Origin of the sequence: Chryseobacterium indologenes (genome assembly GCF_002025665.1) — a bacterium.
GTDB lineage: Bacteria > Bacteroidota > Bacteroidia > Flavobacteriales > Weeksellaceae > Chryseobacterium > Chryseobacterium metallicongregator.
Map to the genome: position 1 here is coordinate 2,979,875 of NZ_CP018786.1, position 19,235 is coordinate 2,999,109.

Genomic DNA, 19,235 nt, shown 5'->3' on the forward strand with positions numbered 1-19,235 from the left:
ATTATTTTTCACAACATGAACGATCAAAAAACTATACAACAAAACTTTGCGGTTCCCTTCCATTATGACGTTATATTCAGCCGTTCCATTTTTGATTTGGACAATCCGTCATTTATCAATATTCTCAAACAGGAACAGCAATATCAAAGGCGTAAAATTGTTTTTATTATAGATAAAGGGGTTGCTGACTCCAACGTTGAGCTTATGGCTGCCATTACTGATTATTTAGGCCATTATCATATCGGTATTTTGCCTGAACAATTTTTAGTTATGAAAGGCGGAGAAACCATAAAAAATAATCAGGAGGATCACGAAAAAATCCTTCAATTTATTCATGATAATAAAGTAGACCGCCATTCTTTTGTTGCAGCCATAGGTGGAGGTGCAGTGCTTGATGCAGTGGGTTATATGGCTGCTATTGCCCACCGTGGAATCAGGCTGATTCGTATCCCTACAACCGTTTTATCTCAAAATGATTCAGGAATTGGAGTAAAGAACGGCATCAATTACTTTGGGAAAAAGAATTTCCTGGGTACATTTGCTCCTCCTTATGCAGTAATTAATGATTCTGATTTTTTAAAAACGCTTGATGTCCGCAACTGGAGATCCGGAATTTCTGAGGCTATAAAAGTTGCACTGATAAAAGATGAAAACTTTTTCTGCTGGATAGAAGATCATGCTCTGGCTCTGAATAATGGAAAAATCGACATTATGGAAGAATTAATCTTCCGTTGCGCCGAACTTCATGCACACCACATTTCCAAAAATGGAGATCCTTTTGAAAATGGTTCTTCAAGGCCTTTGGATTTTGGTCATTGGGTAGCACATAAGCTGGAACATATCACCAACTATGAACTTTTACATGGTGAAGCCGTTGCCATTGGAATTGCTCTTGATTCTGCCTACTCTTACCTGTCTAATAAAATTGATCTGGATAGCTTAAATAGGATCCTGGACTGCCTTCTTGCATTAGGTTTTACTATAACACATCCATTTTTAATTACTCATTTTGATGAGATATTGTCCGGTATCGATGAGTTCAGAGAACATCTGGGAGGAGAGCTCACCATTACCCTATTGTCTAAAATTGGTAAAGGTGAAGAAGTACATACCCTCCTGAGTACTACCATAGCCAACTCGATTCAATATCTATCTTTCTATTCACAATCTGTACATGTATTATGCTAGTTACACCCAATAGTCACTTAAGTTATTGTACGAATATCCACAGTGGAGAATCCTGGGAAGAAATATTTTCTAATATAGAGTCCTATTGTATTCCGGTTAAAAAGAACATTTCCCCGGATAAGCCTTTTGGCATTGGTCTGCGGCTTTCTAATCTGGCAGCAATAGAATTGCTGAGCGGGAACAGACTTTCAGATTTTAAATCATGGCTTCATAAGAACAATATGTATGTCTACACCATCAATGGATTTCCCTATGGGAGTTTTCATGGTGAACCGGTTAAAGACCGTGTTCATCTTCCGGACTGGGCAAGTACAGAAAGATTCGATTATACGGTATTGCTGGTAAGCATTCTTAAAGAACTGCTGCCTTCCGGCATTGAAGGCAGTATTTCAACATCTCCATTATCTTACAGACATTGGTTTAAGACTGACGAGGATTTAGTCACCGTAAAACAAAAATCTACTCAGCATCTGGTAGAAATTACAGCCTTAATGGTAAAAATAAACCGCTTTTGCAAAAAGAAACTGCATCTCAATATTGAGCCTGAACCAGACGGAATTATTGAAACCAGTGATGAGTATATTCAATTTTTCACAGATTATCTTCTCAAAGAAGGAGCTTACAATCTCGCTGCCATTCTAAAATGCACTTTTACGGAAGCACAGCAACACATCCGGGAACATGTTCAGCTTTGTTTTGATGTCTGTCATTTTGCGGTTGGCTTTGAAAAAAGTGAACATGTTTTGAAAAAAATGGAAAATCATGGTCTGAAGATCGGAAAAATACAGATCAGTGCAGCCCTGCAATTCAATATTTCTGAACAAGTTTCTGTAAAAGAAGCTCAGGATTGTCTGATTGCTTTTGATGAAAGTACTTATTTGCATCAGGCTGTTATCAAAAATTCTGATGGAAGTATCCTGCGATTTGAAGATCTTGGACCAGCTATTGTTTCAATGGGGCTTCCCCGGTTTGAAGAATTGCGTACCCATTTCCATGTTCCCATATTTCTTGATCGGTTTGAATTGTTGGGTACCACTCAAAATGAAATTATCAATACCCTCCGATATTGGTATGCAACAGAATGTTCTCTGCATTTGGAGGTAGAGACCTACACCTGGGACGTTCTTCCGGATCACTTCCAAACCAATATCACAGAATCTATAGAAAGAGAACTTAAATGGGTAACTGATACGATGTGTAAAATAAAGAACAAACAGCTTTAAGAATATAATACATACTATGCAGCAGACAGTTGTTATTAATGTGGTAGGCCTTACTTCTGCCCTACTTCAAGATTCTGATTTATTTATCAGTCAATGGATGAAAAAGAATAAGCATTTAAGTATCATAGAACCGGTAATTCCAGCGTTGACTTGTTCGGCCCAGGCTACTTATCTAACTGGTCAATGGCCATCTGAACACGGAATTGTAGGTAATGGTTGGTATGATAGAATCGATTGTGAGATAAAGATGTGGAAACAATCCAATAAGCTGGTTCAGTCCCCAAAAATTTGGGATCTGGCTAAAGAAATCAATCCTGATTTTACTTGTGCCAATTTATTTTGGTGGTACAATATGTATTCAGATGCTGATTTCACTGTTACCCCACGTCCACAGTACAGAGCCGACGGACAAAAAAAGCCGGACTGTTATTCTAAACCATCTCTTCTTAGAAAGCGTCTTCAGCAACAGCTTGGAGTCTTCCCTCTTTTTGATTTTTGGGGTCCTAAAACGACCATTCGTTCAAGCCAGTGGATTGCCAATGCATCGAAATTAGTGTACACCTGGTACAAACCAACTCTAAATCTGGTGTATTTACCTCATTTAGATTATTGCTGTCAAAAATTTCCTTCCTCTTCTAAAGAAATCTATGAAGAAGTAAAAGCCATCGATAAAGTAGTTAAAGATCTGATTGAGTTCTACGAAAGTCATGGAGTAAAATGCGTCATCTTATCAGAATATGGGATTACCAATGTCAGCAAACCTATAGATATCAATAGAATATTACGTTACAAAGGATTGTTACAAATCAGGGAAGAAAACGGCCGTGAGCTTTTAGATCCCGGGGAATCCAAAGCATTTGCTCTCGCTGATCATCAGATAGCCCATATTTATGTAAAAGATAAAAGCATCATTCCGGAATTAAAAAATTCTCTGGAAAAAAGATCGGATATTGCAAAAGTACTCACTGATGATGAAAAAAAAGAATATCATCTGGATCATGAACGCGCAGGAGATCTTATTCTTCTGGCAGAAGAGAACAGCTGGTTCACTTATTACTATTGGCTGGAAGACAAAAAGGCTCCCGACTTTGCACGAACTGTTGAAATTCATAAAAAACCAGGCTATGATCCTGCAGAGCTTTTTTTGGATCCTGCAAAAACAATGATCAAGCCAATCATTATTTTTAAACTCCTGCAGAAAAAACTGGGCTTCAGGACTCTTATGGATGTAATACCTCTGGATGCATCATTGGTAAATGGCTCACATGGAATTATACCAAAGGATGACCATAATAAACCTATTTTCATTAGTGAATTACAATCAGATTCAACCATTGAAAGCATAGATGTTTGTCAGCATCTGCTGAATATTATTTTTAATAACAATTAAATACGTCTGCCGAATGTACTCTAAGAACCTAACTGCTCTAGTTGGAAACATGAACATTCTGGAATCTTTGATTAAGACAAAAATAGAATATCATTTATAAATATCCTTTTTAAAAACTGGAGATTCAACTTTGAAATTAGATTTAAATTAAATATTGTTACCAGATCTCCTGCCTGTTTTCATATGCAGGAGATCTAATCTATTATTCCTTTATAACATTTTTTGTTTCAAAAAAATTAAAATAGAACTCTATGATCAATTTCATAAAGAAATTGTTCATCCTTCGCAACCTGTGGCTTAGGAAGAATCAGAAAATATTCAAAATTCAAGAGATATTTTAAAGATCATATTTACCGGGAAATAGAATATTCCGATTACCTACCCACTCAAAATTGAACCTAATAATGAACAGAACTATTACTTCCAACAATTTATTAATAAAATCTTATTTGGATAGCAACTATTTCAAAAAAAATTATTCAAAAGAAACTCTTCCTTATCTCCTTTTTTCACAACAAACGAATTACGGTGAGAAAATATACTTAAGAGACTATCAAAAAGAACTGACTTTTAATGACGTCTGTATTGAAAGTCTTAAAATCTCATTGTATTTACGGCTTTTATCCTTGAGTAAAGAACCTGTTGGGATTTATATGGAACCATCCGTAGAAATGGGTTTAGGAATTTGGGGAATATTAATGGCCTGTAAATCTTATATTCCACTATCACTTGACTATCCGGAAGAACGGCTGCAATACATGATTGATAATAGTGGTATCAATTATATATTAACAAGCAGAGAATGTCAAAAAAAACTACACGTTTTTAATTTGAAAAATACGAAGATAATCTGTTTAGAAGATGTGAAGAGTTTTCTTAGTGAATATGAAATTACCAATACTGAACTAGATTTTTGGAGTTCAGAAGAAGATCTTGCATATATCATTTACACTTCGGGCAGTACCGGGAATCCCAAAGGGGTTATGATACAACATAAAAATATATCTCATCAGATGAACTGGTTGGAAAGTCAGCATAATATTGGTTTTTCTACTAAAATACTTCATAAAACTCCCATCAGTTTTGATGCAGCACAATGGGAAATTCTTTCAGGATGTAATGGAAGTGAAGTTGTAATAGGTCCTGTAGGGATTCATAAAAACCCTGACCAAATAACGGGTATGATAAAACAATATGGAATTAATACTTTGCAGGGCGTTCCCACTTTACTTCAAGCACTTACGGAAAATGATTTTTTTCGGGACTGTAAAACATTAAAATGTATTTTTAGCGGAGGAGAGGCACTCACCAGGAAATTAGCAGCAAGCATGTTTAAGCAGCTTCCCAACGCTAAAATCACTAATCTTTATGGACCTACAGAATGTACGATAAATATTAGCTCTCATATACTTGTAAAAGATAGTATGGAAGACTATAAAGATACTATTCCTATTGGTAATATTGTAAACAACCATAGTTTTCTCCTGTTAAATAACAAGGGCAACCATTGTTCAAATGGAGAAACAGGAGAGCTTTATATTTCAGGAATACAGGTTTCAAATGGATATTATAAGAATACAAAGCAAACCCTTGAACGATTTGTTACAATTGATGATCAGTATTATTATAAAACTGGAGATTTGGTCGTTCAGGATGAGAACCTTCATTTGTACTTTGTAGGACGATTGGATAATCAAGTTAAATTAAGGGGATACAGACTAGAATTGGATGAAATAAAGATTAATATTGAAAAGCATCCATGGGTACGTCATGCAGCAGTGATTATATCCGAAAACACTATAAATTCAACACAGCAGCTGGTTGCTTTCATAGAATTGAATCCAAATGAAGCCGCTCTAATGGATCAAGGAGCAGAAAATGCTCACCATCATGCCTCCAAATCAGATCAACTTCAGGTAAAAGCACAATTATCCAATTCTGGATGCAAGAATGATAAAGAATTGACAGGTAAAGAATCCGTAAAACTTCCAGGTTATTATTCAGATAGCTTTCAAAATGAAAAGATTTTTGCAAGAAAAAGCTATCGGTCATTTGAAGGCGGTGATGTTCATAAAGATGAGGTTTTGAATTGCCTTACCAAAATTCTCACCAGTAAGATTGATAGGTTTATTCCTTCTTCATATAAAGACATGAGCTTTCAGGATCTCGGCTATATAATGCGATATTTTGGAGCTTTTTACAGTCAGGAAAGAATACTTCCTAAATACGGTTATGCTTCGCCAGGCGCCTTATATGCCACTCAAATTTTCCTTGAGACGGCTAATATGAAAGACTTGAAAAATGGTTTATATTATTATCATCCTATTATGCATACTTTATTCCTCATTTATGAATTTAAAGAATGTTCAGGTAATGAAAAATCACCCATTACCCTGCATTTTATAGGAAAAAAGAGTGCTATTGAGCCTGTTTATAAAAATAATATCAAAGAAGTTCTGGAATTTGAAGCAGGGCACATCATTGGTCTCTTTGATAATGTTTTAAAGCAATTTCAACAATATATTGGAAAAGGATATCATAGTGAAGAAATAGATTGTGTTAAAGAAAAATTATTTGGATGCCGTAAGGAGGATTATTATCTGGGATCATTTCCAATCATAAGAGGAGATCGTAAAAAAGAGAAGGATAATATTGCGATTGAAATTCTGATTCAATTTAATAAAGAAACCCTGGACAATAAGGGAATTTATAAGTATATCAATGGAGAATTGATGCCACTTGCTGATGAAAAAATAGAAAAAAACGATGTTATTGCTATTAATCAACGAATATATGACAACGCAGAAATTGGTGTATGTTTTCTGAATCATCTGGAGACATGGGATCAATACATAGAATTGGGAAGACTCCTTCAGACTTTTCAAATGAATGATCAAATGATGGGCTTTGTATCTTCGGGTTATAGTTCAAAAAGTGGAAATGATCTTAAAGCAGCGAAGAAAATAAAAAAAATACTTAAACTGAACGATAAGACGGGAGTTTATTTTGCGTTAGGAGGAAAGATATCTCCTGACCAAAAATACTCCAGAGGGATGAAAGAAGATACTGTACATATGGCAGGTCCTGCAGAGATTATTAAACAGGATCTTGCCTCATTTTTACCTGATTATATGTTACCCGGCAGGATTGTTATTCTGCAGTCCCTACCGAGAACAAGCAATGGAAAAATTGATCTTATAGAAATTCAAAATAGTGCTCAGGAAATAATTAATAAACGTATTACTCCATTTCTTTTGCCTGAAAATGAAACTCAGCATCGATTACTTGATCTGTGGAAAAACCTTTTGAAAATAGATGAAATCTCCACAAAAGATGATTTTTTTGAATTAGGAGGAAACTCGCTCTCTGCATTATTATTAATTAACAGGATCAATAAAGAATTAAAATGTAATCTTCCTGTCCAGATTCTGTTTGAAGCAAGAGATATTGTATCATTATCTGATATGATTATTCAGAATACCAATACCATAAACAGCTCAAGAATGATTTCTCTTAATAAAGCCCAAGGAATACAACCTGTCATTTGCTGGCCAGGATTAGGTGGCTATCCTTTAAACCTGAAACCGCTGGGAAAAGAAATATCTTCCACTCCAGTATATGGATTTCAGGCTTATGGACTGAATAATAATGAAGTTCCATATACAAGTTTAGAAGAAATGGCTTTGGAGGATATTAAGATCTTAAAGAAAAAGTATCCAAAAGGTCCTTATACTTTAGTAGGATATTCCTTTGGTGCAAAGCTTGCCTACGAAGTCGCTTTTCAGTTAGAAAAAATGAATGATACTGTTGATAGGATATTACTTATTGCTCCCGGTTCTCCCAATCATAGAACAATGAATGAGAGGAATAAGGAAAGTATTTCCTTTGATGATCCCTATTTTGTTACCATTTTATATTCTGTATTTACTCGTAGTATTGACGATACAGCAATAAAAAACTGCCTTGAAAAATGTAAGGACCGAGAAAGCTTTATTCATTTTATCAATCAGGAAAATAGAGATCTGGGGATGGACAGCATTAGAAGAATAACCCATATTGTGGAAAGGACATTCTACTTTGTTTATAATAATCTCTCAAATAAAAAGCTTAATACTGAGATTATCCATATTAAAGCAGAAGGTGATCAGGATTCATTTATTGAGAATAATATAAATTTTGTTAATAAGGTTGATTTTTTTGAAAGTACTTTTGACCATTACGATATTTTAAAAGAAGAAGGGGTTACCGAAATAATGAAAATGATTCGTTTTAATTCCCAAAAAAATCCTTAGCTTGTAACAAGCTAAGGATATAAAAAAACAAACAGATGATATAATTTATTTATTACAAACATTATAATGTATTACGTCTCATTCCCATATTTTTACCGGCACTTTGTGTTTCTTTCTGCTGTACTTTAGGTTTTGAAGCGGTAGCAGCTTGTTTTATATTAGGATTAGGACTATTTAATGGTCTAGTAAACATTGCCAATCCGGATTCATTAGTATTTATTGCAGATTTTCTAACTTCATGACTATTATTAACCTCCTTATTATTTACCGTAGAATCAAAAGATAATTTTTGGTTATTGCTCCTTTCATTTTTTATAACATTTTCAGTAACGTCTTCTACTTTTCTTATTGTGCCCCCTGTGAATGTTTCACCATTCTTTTTCAAATCATCCTTACTGCCGTTCTTTTTTTCCTGTTGTTGAGTTTCTTCTTTATCTTTTGATAATTTTTCTTCCATTAACTCTTTAACAATCTCGCGAAGTATTTCAGCCTTTGGTTCAGTACTTTCTTTATGATTCCTGTTTTCCTCTTTTGCTTTGGCATAACTGTATGCTACTTTCCCTCCGATGGCTGCAACACCTGCTATTGCAGAAATGGCCATGACTGCAATTCCTAATGGTGGAAAAAGTAATGCAAGTCCCAACCCTACGGCTAATCCAATCCCGGTAGCTTTTAAAGCCTTCTTAATAAAAGAACCGTTTTTCGCAACAGAATCTAGGAACCTCAAGCCTCTTCCCTTCTGAGGTTTTTCTATTGGAGAGCTGCGTTTCTTTTCGTTTTCATTTCTGGAATCAATATTATCGTGAAAATCTGTTTGTTTTGCGTGAGAACCAGTTTTTTTTACATTCTCTAAATGTTCGTTTAGTTCTTCGTTTTCTGTTTTAGGCATGTTATATATATTAAAGTTTTAAAGAACTGTTATATGATCTTGGTTTTAATACCCTTCTAAGCTACATATCATCTCCTATGGCTTGTCATTTGCTGAAATAGCCGGAAATAGGTAAACTCTAAAGTTGAGATGGATGTTTTTAAACTAATAATTATAAAAGTTTACAACGTTAATAATAACATGTACCACTTAAATTCTAAGTATACTTGATGTTGAACATTAACGCTGTAAACTTAAATGAATCTCTCAAATCGCTTTATATTACCTTTAAAGGCTTGTATGATGCGTCTTAGTAGTAGGTTTTTCTTGTTTTATACCTTTTTGCTGCTGCTGTCTTAAGGCTTCAGCAGAAAGAGCTGCCGCCTTTGGATTTGCCTTCACAGTAGGGGTAGTAAATTTACTAAGGTCTGATTTATCATTGGAACGGGCAAGTGGAATATTTACCTTATTCTCAAAAATCTCAGCCTCAACGAGTGCGTCTTGTGCATTCTTTATAAAATCAGGGCCTGGCAAAACAGAAAAGCCTTGAATAAGGTGAGAGGCCATAGTTAAAGCAATCGCTTTGTAAGCTGCCTCAGTAGGGTGTGCTCCATCCGATGTCGCTACAAATCCCAGATTATTAGCGGTTACATTATCTAATAATTTTCTGAAAGTACTGTTATCTCTATTCTGTCCTCCTTTATTAAGTCCGTCATTCAATATAGAGCCAACCGTATCATATAGTCCGGTGTTTGAGATCTTTAAATTATCATCCAGCTGTTTCACAAGATTTTGTGAAAATATTTTATCAAGTTCTCCCTGAAGTTTCGCAATATCTTCCTTATGTTTTTCGGGTTTGATTTGTTCGTAATATTTTGTTACAAATTCGATCTGGCTTGGATATGTTCCGGTAGCCATTAATGCATTTTTAACAGCCTTTATGCTTTCCAGCTTTTCAGCAGATTTGTTACCTTCAGCCAGTTTCTTAATGATTAAATCACCCACTTCCCTGTGAAGTGTAATCTCATTATCCTCTCCAAGTGCCTTATGTAAAAGCGGTTGGATTTCATCAAATATTTCATTACCTCCTTTATCCTTATATATTTCTTTAAATTCTTTCAGGGTATTTGCAAGAGAAGTATCCATATTGTCCTCCGACTCGTTGAATTTTACTTTTCTTCCGCGGTGCTGTGCAGCTTTTATGAGGCGTAAATTATACAGGTTGGTTTTAAGTGCTTCATACATATCAACCACCATCGTATCATCATATTTATTGGGAAATGCTTCTTTGAGATGTTTGTTAAACTCCAAAGTAGCTTCCTGGGCTTTAAGTGCAGCCGGATCATTTGGTTTTTTAACATAACGTACAGCTTCTACCGGAGCAGGATTATTGACCACCATAAAATAGGCTTTGCCTCCATCCTTAGCAACACGATCACGAATCTCATCAGTCATACCTTTGATCTGAGCAACGATTTCCTTCATTTTTGAAGCGTCTTTACCATCGGTAACCGTATCGTTAAGACCAATCCAGACAATATGCATTGTATTTTTAGCCTTAAACGTATCACTGTCTAATTCTTTGAAATACTTTTCTTTCTGCTCCAGTATAGTGGTCAGTGCTAATTTGTGTGCCAGCTTTTCCCTTTCATTAACTACTGCACCACCTACCGCATAGTTTACGAAAGATAATCTGTTATCCGGGCTTCCATGAGTTGACTCTTTCAGAGAAAGATGTTTCGCCGTTAAGGCATCTGTTTGTTTCTTATCTTTACCATCTATCAAACTCTCCATACCGGACCATTCCGAAATAAAGTCGCCCCAGTTTTTTGAGTCACTGAAACGTCCCACAGCATTAACACGCATCGCACCGGCAGCCCTTGCGACCATGCCCATAAGGGTATTCTTTTTAATACCAAAGTCTGACATACTGTCTCCTAAAATTACTATTCTATCTATCATAATTAAAAAATTTTAAATTACTCTATAAATATTTTTATCCTATGTATCTTCTAACAAATTTATTTTTTTTGGTTAACCGATTAACACATTCCCTGTCCAATTAAACCTACACGATTGTAGTTATAAATCAAAACTTTAAAGAAAAAAATCCTGTTCCTATTAGTTTAAAATATTCATGGACTCATTAAAGATCTAAGCCATAATTGATATATCACTTACTGATATGAAGCGGTGAGTAAAAGGAAAATGCTTAATATCCCAGAAAATTTTATCATCCTAATAACAAGCCTTTTACAATCCTTAAGTGAAATCTTGAAAACCGTGATATTATTCTACTCTCAGTAGATTTTATATCATTTATTTTGAATGTAATATTGCTCTCCGATATAGTCCCATAAAGTGGTATTTATGGGTCTTAATATATTATTGCAGGTATTGGAAGCATTTTCTCTGAGTAAGATGATAGCTGCATTTTTTGAAAGTGGGTCACCAAATTCGATAACTTTTAATAAGCATGCTGTTACGTCTTTATTAAGAAACCCATCCATCAATCGCCAGATCTCCGGGGATACTGCTCTTCCGGCAGCCCACCTTTCATGAATGTAATCAGTAGCTAAGAAAGCCATCTTTTCGTTTTTACGCAGATCCAGATTAGTAATCCTGTAAAGTGGACGCCACATGAACAATGCTTTAAGAACAAGCTGGTTCCAGGAATCCAGAGGCAGGTATTTGGCAGCAAAAGGATTTAAAAGCGCTATAGAATCGAAAACAGAAGTCATATTGGTTCTGAGGCCTTCTTCAACAAGAGGAACAAATTCAAAAGCATTTTCCAGAAAGAATATTCCTTTGTAAATACAGGTAAGCTCGCCAATGTCTGCAGATTGAGTCAGTTGTTTGATGATGATTACATTCTGATCTTCAGGGATATGAGCCATCAATAAACACCGGCAAAGCTGTTGCAGATTCCATTGGCCGGAGGTAAGACCTGGATACAGCTGTTCAAGGATGATTTTTTCGGATGGCTCCCATTCCGGTGAATCGGATGGAATCATACGAGGGATCAATCCAAAATTTAGAAAGAAAAGATCCTCATTTTCAAATAACATCACAGTTTTCATCCAATTCAACCGGGCTTCAGAAAGTCTGGTTGGGAGCAATGAATATAAAATTTCGCAGGCAGTATTTTTAAAAGTATTCTCAGTCATTCCATTCGTGTTTTTTGAATTGTTATATAATTATAGACGTATTTATAAAATTTTTCATAAAAAAAACTTTAATAACCAGCCTAAATACATCTCATCCGGATCTATGTTATTTAGATTTTAATGCATTGAAAGCTTTCCCGGGCAAACCTCTCAGAACAGAACCAGTCTTATTACCAAATTTATTACCAGATTCCGGATCTACTAAAAGATTAGCGAAATGGGGAACTTTTAATACCATAAATATCATTACAAGCTGAAGAGCAATAGAAAGCAGGACATTCGTAAATTCTGTCTTATCAACAGGCAAAAGAACGATCATTACTTTTAGAATCGTTAATATGGGTTCCCATAGCAGTATAGACAAAAAGCCAAAGAACCATGACTTCAGAATCCTTTCATTAGATACAATAAGAGAAAAAGGCAAAACAAATATCCCCAGAACATAATAAACAAATATCATCAATAATTGTCTCAATAATATATATCCTCCTGCAACAGAAGCTAAAAAGTAAATAATGATATGGAGAAGTTCTAAAAAGGGATTGATCTGCAGGACATCATAGACTCCGTTTCCATCTGCCCCTGTTCCCTGCACATGGGTAATAGAAGTTTGAAAGGCCTGTTCAAAATCAGCAGCGCTGCGTCCTGTCACTTTATAGGCTCCGTGTTTTACTATATCTGATAAAATATCTACCGTATCAAATAATAATAATTTGACCAGAGGAATATATAATGTAATCGCCATAAGCGTGAGGATGGGCCTTAAAAGCGTATCCCGCCCAATTTTTTCATCCGGATCAGCCATTGCTTTCATTACTTTATACCCCACAAAAACAAAAGTAAATGTAACCGCTATGAGAAGAACATAGGGTTTCGACTCGTTAATATAAAGATCAAATCTGGTTTTAAGAATTGTTCTATACTGATTTAAAATTTCATCTATTGTCATTTAGCTTGTCGTTTTTAACCATCAATAACTTTGTATTTTACAGATGTTATTATTAATTATTTAATAGTACTTTATTGATAACCGATAAGGATTCAATATCTTTCTTGATAGACAAAACTGTGGCTTTGATTTTCAGAATTCTTATTAGCAGCTTTCCGAAAACAGTATAAACCTGCCCCACACCTCCGGAAAGAATTCCTGATGCTAAGTATCTGTAATAGTCAGATTGGGCTTCATCTAAATATCTGTCTTCAATGATCAGTTCATCATATTTCCTTAGTAATGAATGTTTAAGAAATAATGGATTGAACTTTATGATGTTAATGACCTTTTTTATATTTTTTATATCTTTTTTGGTCGTCTCAATCGTAGCGATAGAAGCAGCAGCAAGCGCAAGGCTATTGATGTTTGCCACACTCTTTTTATCATCAATCTCTTTTTCCAGCTTTATAAGTTTTTCCAGCAACTTATTCTGTTCGTCCTTTAGGGCAATTTCTCCCCCTAAGCCTGCAGCAATTCCAGTTTTGGTTCCTGCAACTACATAATCGGTAATATCAAAAGACCATGTCTGCGTATAAAAAAAACTAAAGCTAAAAAGAAAGAGGAATGTAGATAGGTATTTAATAGTTTTCATCTTCAAGTGTTACTCTTATTACTTTATCTAATGCCTGCTGAATTAAACGTAACCGCTCTCCTTCAGGAATATAGTTGGTTGTATCCAGATAGTTTGTAATGTTCTCTTTCTCGGAATCATATTTCTTTTTGAATCTTCTTCTTACTAAAAGGTTTGACAGTTTACCACTTGAAAGAGGCGAAATAGCCACTATCGGATATTTGTCCTCTATATAACTATAACTTGTTTTGGATACGAATTTTAATATATCGTCTTTTTTTGAAGTTAAATTAGATGAAATACGGGTAAGTTCCTTGTTAGGTTCTATATAAATATCCTTTGTTCTTGCAACAACAGCACTTTTCGCTATGGCATACCCTTCCAGTTTCCGATGTGCTGAAACAATATCTTTATACAGCTCCTTTGACAGAAGATCATTAGCTGACCAACTCCAAGTTAAATTAATGACAATCTGAGCTTTGAAGATTACAGACAATAATAATGATCCTACGAAAAATATCTTAACACCAAATGATCTGAAATCAAAATATAGTATATTCATGACTCTGAAAAATTTATATTAACTATTTTATTTAACAAATTGCTGAACTAATTTCTTCTTGAGATTACTCTGTTTTATATTATCATCTACTCTATCAAGTTCCCGGTTAATGGCAGACAGGGATGCCCTTAATTCTTCATACAGATTAATTTTTTCGCCCAGAATGGTAAGCTTTTCACCATTTAAGAAATTTGAAGACATATTCTCAATCTGGTTATCTGCTGAAAGTAAATACACTCTATTCTCTTTCTTTTTTGAATAAAACAGGAAAGAAAGTTTTTCATTATCTTCCTTAAGTTTACGGGCTCTGTCTTTGACATTATTGATAATGCCATTTACTGTAGAAAGCCAGGCAGCACCTCCATAATATAGAAGCCTTTTTCTATACTCTTTTACAAAATCTTTAGTCCTTTTCTCTGTTGTTTCTTCTCTTTCTTTTAAAAAAATATTTTCTACAATAATTGCAGCTGATCCAAGGTTCGAAGGTACATCCGAGATTGGGCCAATAGGATTATTGGCAAACGGTTGGGAATAAGTTCTTATTGAAGTAAATAATAACATTACTATTAAAAACCTGTACATATTGGAATAAATTTATAGTTGATAGAAAACTAAAATACAATTTCAAGGTTCTTGATCAATTGGATGAGATCCGGATTAGATTGTATCAGAAGTGCCAAAGCAGGCAAAGTCATAATACCAAAAACGTCCTTATCATTTTTAGAATATACCCTTACCAACAGATCACGAACTCTATAGATTTCCTGTCTTTCAGACGCTTTAATTTTTGAGGCATCAACATTTTGGAGAGCAAGAAGAACTAATTTATCTAATGCTAAAGATTGTAAATAATCATTCTTAACATTGGTTATATAAGGAAGTTTTTTAAACTTGTTCAATATAACAGGTCCGACCCCTAAAGCCCCAGTAGTTAAAGACTTAATAATAAAACTATTTTGCTTATCAAATTTGCTGGACTTTTTATAATTCCTTTCTAAAAATTCTTCATCATTCTTAATCATTTCTTCCAGGTAATCATTTTGGAGCTTCAGCTGTATAGCTCTTGCAGCAGTGTGTCCAAGAATTTCCACAAGCTTTTGTCTTGTATCTGAATCTGTATTATTCAAATGAATAGCAACATGTACAAACTGAGCTGAAAATAGCTGAAATGTGAAAAAAAACAAAAATGGTAATGCTCTCATAATACTATATTGTTAAAACTTATTATATAAATGAAATTACTTAGGTATAAGACCTAATTTGTAGAATAGATTGCTTTGTTCCGCCTCATATTTCATTTCATCCAATTCCTTAGTCAGAAAATTTAAGGTACTTATAAATCCTTCATCCAGCTTTTCTCTGTTTCCGCGGTTAATCTTTATTCCTACTCCTGCTATAAATGCATCTTCTAATATGCTGTTTGCGGCTTTAATATATTCCAGCTTCTTTCTGCACTTGCTTTTTTTAACAGGATTAAGGTAAGGCTTGCAAACGTTGGAGTACTTGGAAAAGTTGATAAGATCCTTTTTAGAGATCGTAGTTCTGGCCGAATTTTCAATTTCATTAACAACCTCAATCTGAGCCAGCTCATCTAAGCTTTTTTTTGTAGCTTTTTCATAATCATCAGTGCCTTTTTTCTCAATGATTCTCTCCACTAAACCTATGGGATCAATGTAGGGTAACTGTCCCTTATACTGTAGTGAAAAAAACAGGAATAACAGAATCAGATATTTCATAACTGAATATATTTATATGTATTCCGGAAATAAAAGCTTCTTTCTGGGAATGCGGATATTTACGCTTCTGCCTCCGGCATGCTCCCCTACTTCAAGACTCAATATCTCATCTTCGTTTAAGGTGAACTTATCAAAGATGAAGGTAAGAACTCTTGTTTCACCCAATTTTATATTTCGCTGGTCGCCACAGGATTTTACCGGTGTCAGTATTCTCTCCTGATATACATAATCTTTCTTTGCCGCATTATTATTTTTAAGTTTTGATCTGAAAAGAATCTGGTCTATATCCAGAGTGATTTTAGAGGTATTATAGATTTCTACGCGTAAGACAATTTTATTCTGAAAATTTCTGTAATAGATTCCATTTAAAGTCAGGTTCAATCCATCATTATTATCTTTAATTTTTACGGTAGAAGGAGCATTTTCAGATAACATACACAATTCCTGAAGATCTTGTGCTGTTCTTTCTTCCTTTTCAATTTTGTTGATATTTTCCTTTGCAAAATAATCTATCTTAGTAAGGGTTTCCACTGCCTTATACGTTGTAATATTCGGGTCTCTGTTGTACCCCATATCAATAGAATAATAGCTTCCTTTACCGTTAATAACCGTAAGATTTGCCTGTTGGCTTTTCGGATCATTCAGCTCTTCCCCCGTATGCTTTAATTTTAGCATATTTCCAATGGTATCTGCAACGAAATAAGTAGATCCCACATCCACATACTTTATTTTTTCATCAAAAATAATGTGTGTTGTTTTCACATCTGAAACTTCAATTGCCTGGCGTTGAGATAAAGGCTCCAATATTTCCTGGGCGAAAGATCCCTGAGAGCACATAAAAAATAGAATAAATAATACAATGTGTTTTTTCATTTCTTTTGAGAATTTAAATCAATAAAATCATTAATAGCCACAGACATGTTTCCTTTTGCTTCGTATATACCCCTGATTATTTTGTTTTCATCAGCATTGGAAGAATAACATGCATATCTTTCGGGGGATACTTTGACTTTATATACATTAGACATACTTCCTACTTTAACATATACTTCTCCTTTGTCTGTAGAGTAAAGTTTTTGAAGATCAGATTCACTGAGTGACAAATATTTGGAAAACTTATCTTTAGATGCCATTTTCTTTTTATGGGAGAGCATAATCAAGGTGTCTGTATTATTTACCATGGCAGGGCCCGCAGCAGTATCTAAAATATCTTCCAAATCCTGAGTTGCAATAGCAACTTCTCCATAAAACTTACGAACGGTCTTATACAAGTATTTAATAAACTCCGCCATTTCACCTTTAGAAATAGGTTTCCAACACTCATCTATAAATATTGATTTTTTCTCTCCGGGAATCTTCTGAATCTTAGTCATCACCAGATTAATACACAACATGGTAACTAAAGGGAATAGTATAGGATGGTCTTTGATATTGTCCATTTCGAATACAATAAAACGCTCATGAATCAGGTTCGCAGGTTCTGCTGCATTGAGTATATCTTTATAATGTCCGTCATAAAAATCTTTGAGAGAGAGTTTAAAGCTGACTTTATCAAAATAACTTGATTCTTCTTCAACAGCTGTATTTTCTGATATAAACTCATAGAAAGTAGACATACAAGGAAAAATACCATTTTTGACGACATGTTCGTAATAAAGATCCAGATAGCTGGACAGTATTTGTTTTTCTTCTCTGGAAGCTCCTTCTTCTCCTTTCCATAAGAAAAAGATCAGTGAAAGCAGGAAGGTTTTCTTATCTATGTTAATTTCATCTTCGTCATAGTAATAGAAAGGATTAAATTGTAAAGGTGAATTTAAGTCATACGTAAAGTAAACACCCTCCACCAATTCACATAGCTTTTTATAGGAGTTTCCTATATCTATCATTACAATATGGTGACCTTGCTCATAATACTGACTCGCAATATGATTGATCAAAAATGACTTCCCGGTTCCTGAAGGCCCGAAAATTAATCTATTTCTGTTCACAATGATTCCCTTTTTAACAGGTTCGTCCCATAAGTCAAGACGTAAAGGAGATTCATTTTTACGGTCACAGAAAAGAATTCCGTCTTTATTACTCTCGTAATAGGACTCAAAATTCAATAATGAAGAGGTTTGCTCGGATATACCAATAAATTTATGATTCTCTGAAATATAAGCAGGTGCCCCAGGACAATTATTCATATACAATTCCTTTAAGGCATACTTAACCTGATAAGGCGTAATTCCTAAATCCCTGAAAGCATTTTCTAATAAGTTGACGTCATTCTCTAATTTCTTCTGCGAAACATTCCAGACGATCACACTAAAGTGCTGATAAATAAATGTTAATTCCCGTTCCAAAACATCTTCTACCAGATCTTCTACCTGTTGGTAAGTAACCTGATTTTCTCTTGAAAGTATCGCCATACTTTTAAATTGATTCATTTTGGTCTTCAGGGAAGAAAAAACTTTTTCTGAATCCTCAATAAAAATGACCTGATTGTAGATATGGTTTACATCCAGCCCTGTAGATACCGGCTGTATAAAAGGAATTCTGAAATCAGTTTTAGGAGTAGAATATTCAATACTTTTGATGGTACTATTAATGGTAATAGGAAGTTGATTATTAGAAGAAATGGTATACAATTCTGCGAATTTATTTCCTACCTGCAAGTTCCTATCAAAAAACATATCTCTCAGGTTAGTCTCTCCTTCTTTCGAAAGAGATAAATATTTTCCTAAAAGAGCAATAATCTGATCACTATTCAATCTTTCCACAGTGAAAAAGCTTTCCTTTGTTAAAAATGAAAGACTCGATTCTACTGCCTTGATAAAATCATCTATTCCGTCTAAGTATTTATTATACTGACTGGAATTATTAAGTATACTTACTTTACTTTTAGAATCCTTTATGATTGTAAGATAACACTCATGGCTCATAGTCGGCTTTTCATGAAAAAACCTGTTATCACTTGCTGATAAAAAATTAGGACTCTCAGATACATGTTCTGTGATGGAATCTACAAAAAAGAAATCCTGTTTCTGCAAAATTGTTCCGGCAGGTAAAGATCTGATTACTTTGTCGAAAATCACACTAATCTGCTCAATCTGCTCGCTATCAAGCGAATATATCTGAGGAAGCATAACCTTATAGACCAGGCCAACATCTCCTTTTTTACTAATTAGCAAATCATCATCTACGGCTAATATGTTAAATATTTTTTTGATATCTATATCTTTCATAATCTTAGGAAATAATTCTT

General features: G+C 34.5%; 15 protein-coding genes. 4 read left to right on the forward strand and 11 right to left on the reverse strand.

Features of this window, described 5'->3' with window-relative positions; translation table 11 throughout:
• The first annotated feature begins 15 nt into the window (after positions 1-15).
• From BUE84_RS13515 to BUE84_RS13530, 4 genes are all read left to right on the forward strand, one after another.
• Complete coding sequence (locus BUE84_RS13515) at positions 16-1,188, forward strand: 3-dehydroquinate synthase (RefSeq protein ID WP_079242076.1); 1,173 nt, start codon at positions 16-18, stop codon at positions 1,186-1,188.
• Positions 1,182-2,411: a metabolite traffic protein EboE gene (gene eboE, locus BUE84_RS13520; RefSeq protein ID WP_079242077.1), complete on the forward strand. Its 1,230-nt coding sequence runs from the start codon at positions 1,182-1,184 to the stop codon at positions 2,409-2,411. Before BUE84_RS13515 ends, eboE begins: the two co-directional genes overlap by 7 nt.
• 16 nt (positions 2,412-2,427) lie before the next feature.
• Positions 2,428-3,801: a nucleotide pyrophosphatase/phosphodiesterase family protein gene (locus BUE84_RS13525; protein WP_079242078.1), complete on the forward strand. Its 1,374-nt coding sequence runs from the start codon at positions 2,428-2,430 to the stop codon at positions 3,799-3,801.
• A 404-nt stretch (positions 3,802-4,205) separates the two neighbouring features.
• Entirely contained in the window at positions 4,206-8,093 is a 3,888-nt protein-coding gene (locus BUE84_RS13530; protein ID WP_079242079.1) for an amino acid adenylation domain-containing protein, read from the forward strand.
• 61 nt (positions 8,094-8,154) lie between these two features.
• Here BUE84_RS13530 and BUE84_RS13535 read toward each other — a convergent pair whose 3' ends face one another.
• The 11 genes from BUE84_RS13535 to BUE84_RS13585 form a co-directional block, all read right to left on the reverse strand.
• Positions 8,155-8,982 carry a hypothetical protein gene (locus BUE84_RS13535; RefSeq protein ID WP_079242080.1) on the reverse strand — a complete coding sequence of 276 codons (828 nt, stop codon included), beginning with the start codon at positions 8,980-8,982 and terminating at the stop codon, positions 8,155-8,157.
• Between the two features lie 267 nt (positions 8,983-9,249).
• The gene (locus tag BUE84_RS13540) at positions 9,250-10,923 is read right to left on the reverse strand and encodes an SGNH/GDSL hydrolase family protein (RefSeq protein WP_079242081.1); all 1,674 of its coding nucleotides are present in this window, start codon (positions 10,921-10,923) and stop codon (positions 9,250-9,252) included.
• A 353-nt stretch (positions 10,924-11,276) separates the two neighbouring features.
• Positions 11,277-12,128, reverse strand: coding sequence for an EboA domain-containing protein (locus BUE84_RS13545; protein ID WP_079242082.1), 852 nt, complete (start codon positions 12,126-12,128; stop codon positions 11,277-11,279).
• Between the two features lie 106 nt (positions 12,129-12,234).
• A complete protein-coding gene (locus BUE84_RS13550) occupies positions 12,235-13,077 on the reverse strand; it encodes a hypothetical protein (RefSeq protein ID WP_079242083.1) in 843 nt (280 codons plus the stop codon).
• A 52-nt stretch (positions 13,078-13,129) separates the two neighbouring features.
• Positions 13,130-13,711 carry a hypothetical protein gene (locus BUE84_RS13555; RefSeq protein ID WP_079242084.1) on the reverse strand — a complete coding sequence of 194 codons (582 nt, stop codon included), beginning with the start codon at positions 13,709-13,711 and terminating at the stop codon, positions 13,130-13,132.
• On the reverse strand, positions 13,698-14,252 hold the full coding sequence (locus BUE84_RS13560) for a hypothetical protein (RefSeq protein ID WP_079242085.1): 555 nt from the start codon (positions 14,250-14,252) through the stop codon (positions 13,698-13,700). The genes BUE84_RS13555 and BUE84_RS13560 overlap by 14 nt, the downstream gene beginning before the upstream one ends.
• 27 nt (positions 14,253-14,279) lie before the next feature.
• Positions 14,280-14,834, reverse strand: a complete 555-nt coding sequence (locus BUE84_RS13565) for a hypothetical protein (protein ID WP_145953249.1) — start codon at positions 14,832-14,834, stop codon at positions 14,280-14,282.
• Between the two features lie 29 nt (positions 14,835-14,863).
• Positions 14,864-15,454 (reverse strand): hypothetical protein, encoded by a 591-nt coding sequence (locus BUE84_RS13570; RefSeq protein WP_079242087.1) that lies wholly within the window; start codon positions 15,452-15,454, stop codon positions 14,864-14,866.
• Between the two features lie 36 nt (positions 15,455-15,490).
• A complete protein-coding gene (locus BUE84_RS13575; protein ID WP_079242088.1) occupies positions 15,491-15,988 on the reverse strand; it encodes a hypothetical protein in 498 nt (165 codons plus the stop codon).
• A gap of 12 nt (positions 15,989-16,000) precedes the next feature.
• A complete protein-coding gene (locus tag BUE84_RS13580) occupies positions 16,001-16,861 on the reverse strand; it encodes a DUF4138 domain-containing protein (protein WP_079242089.1) in 861 nt (286 codons plus the stop codon).
• Complete coding sequence (locus BUE84_RS13585; protein ID WP_079242090.1) at positions 16,858-19,215, reverse strand: TraG family conjugative transposon ATPase; 2,358 nt, start codon at positions 19,213-19,215, stop codon at positions 16,858-16,860. Before BUE84_RS13585 ends, BUE84_RS13580 begins: the two co-directional genes overlap by 4 nt.
• Between the last annotated feature and the right edge of the window lie 20 nt (positions 19,216-19,235).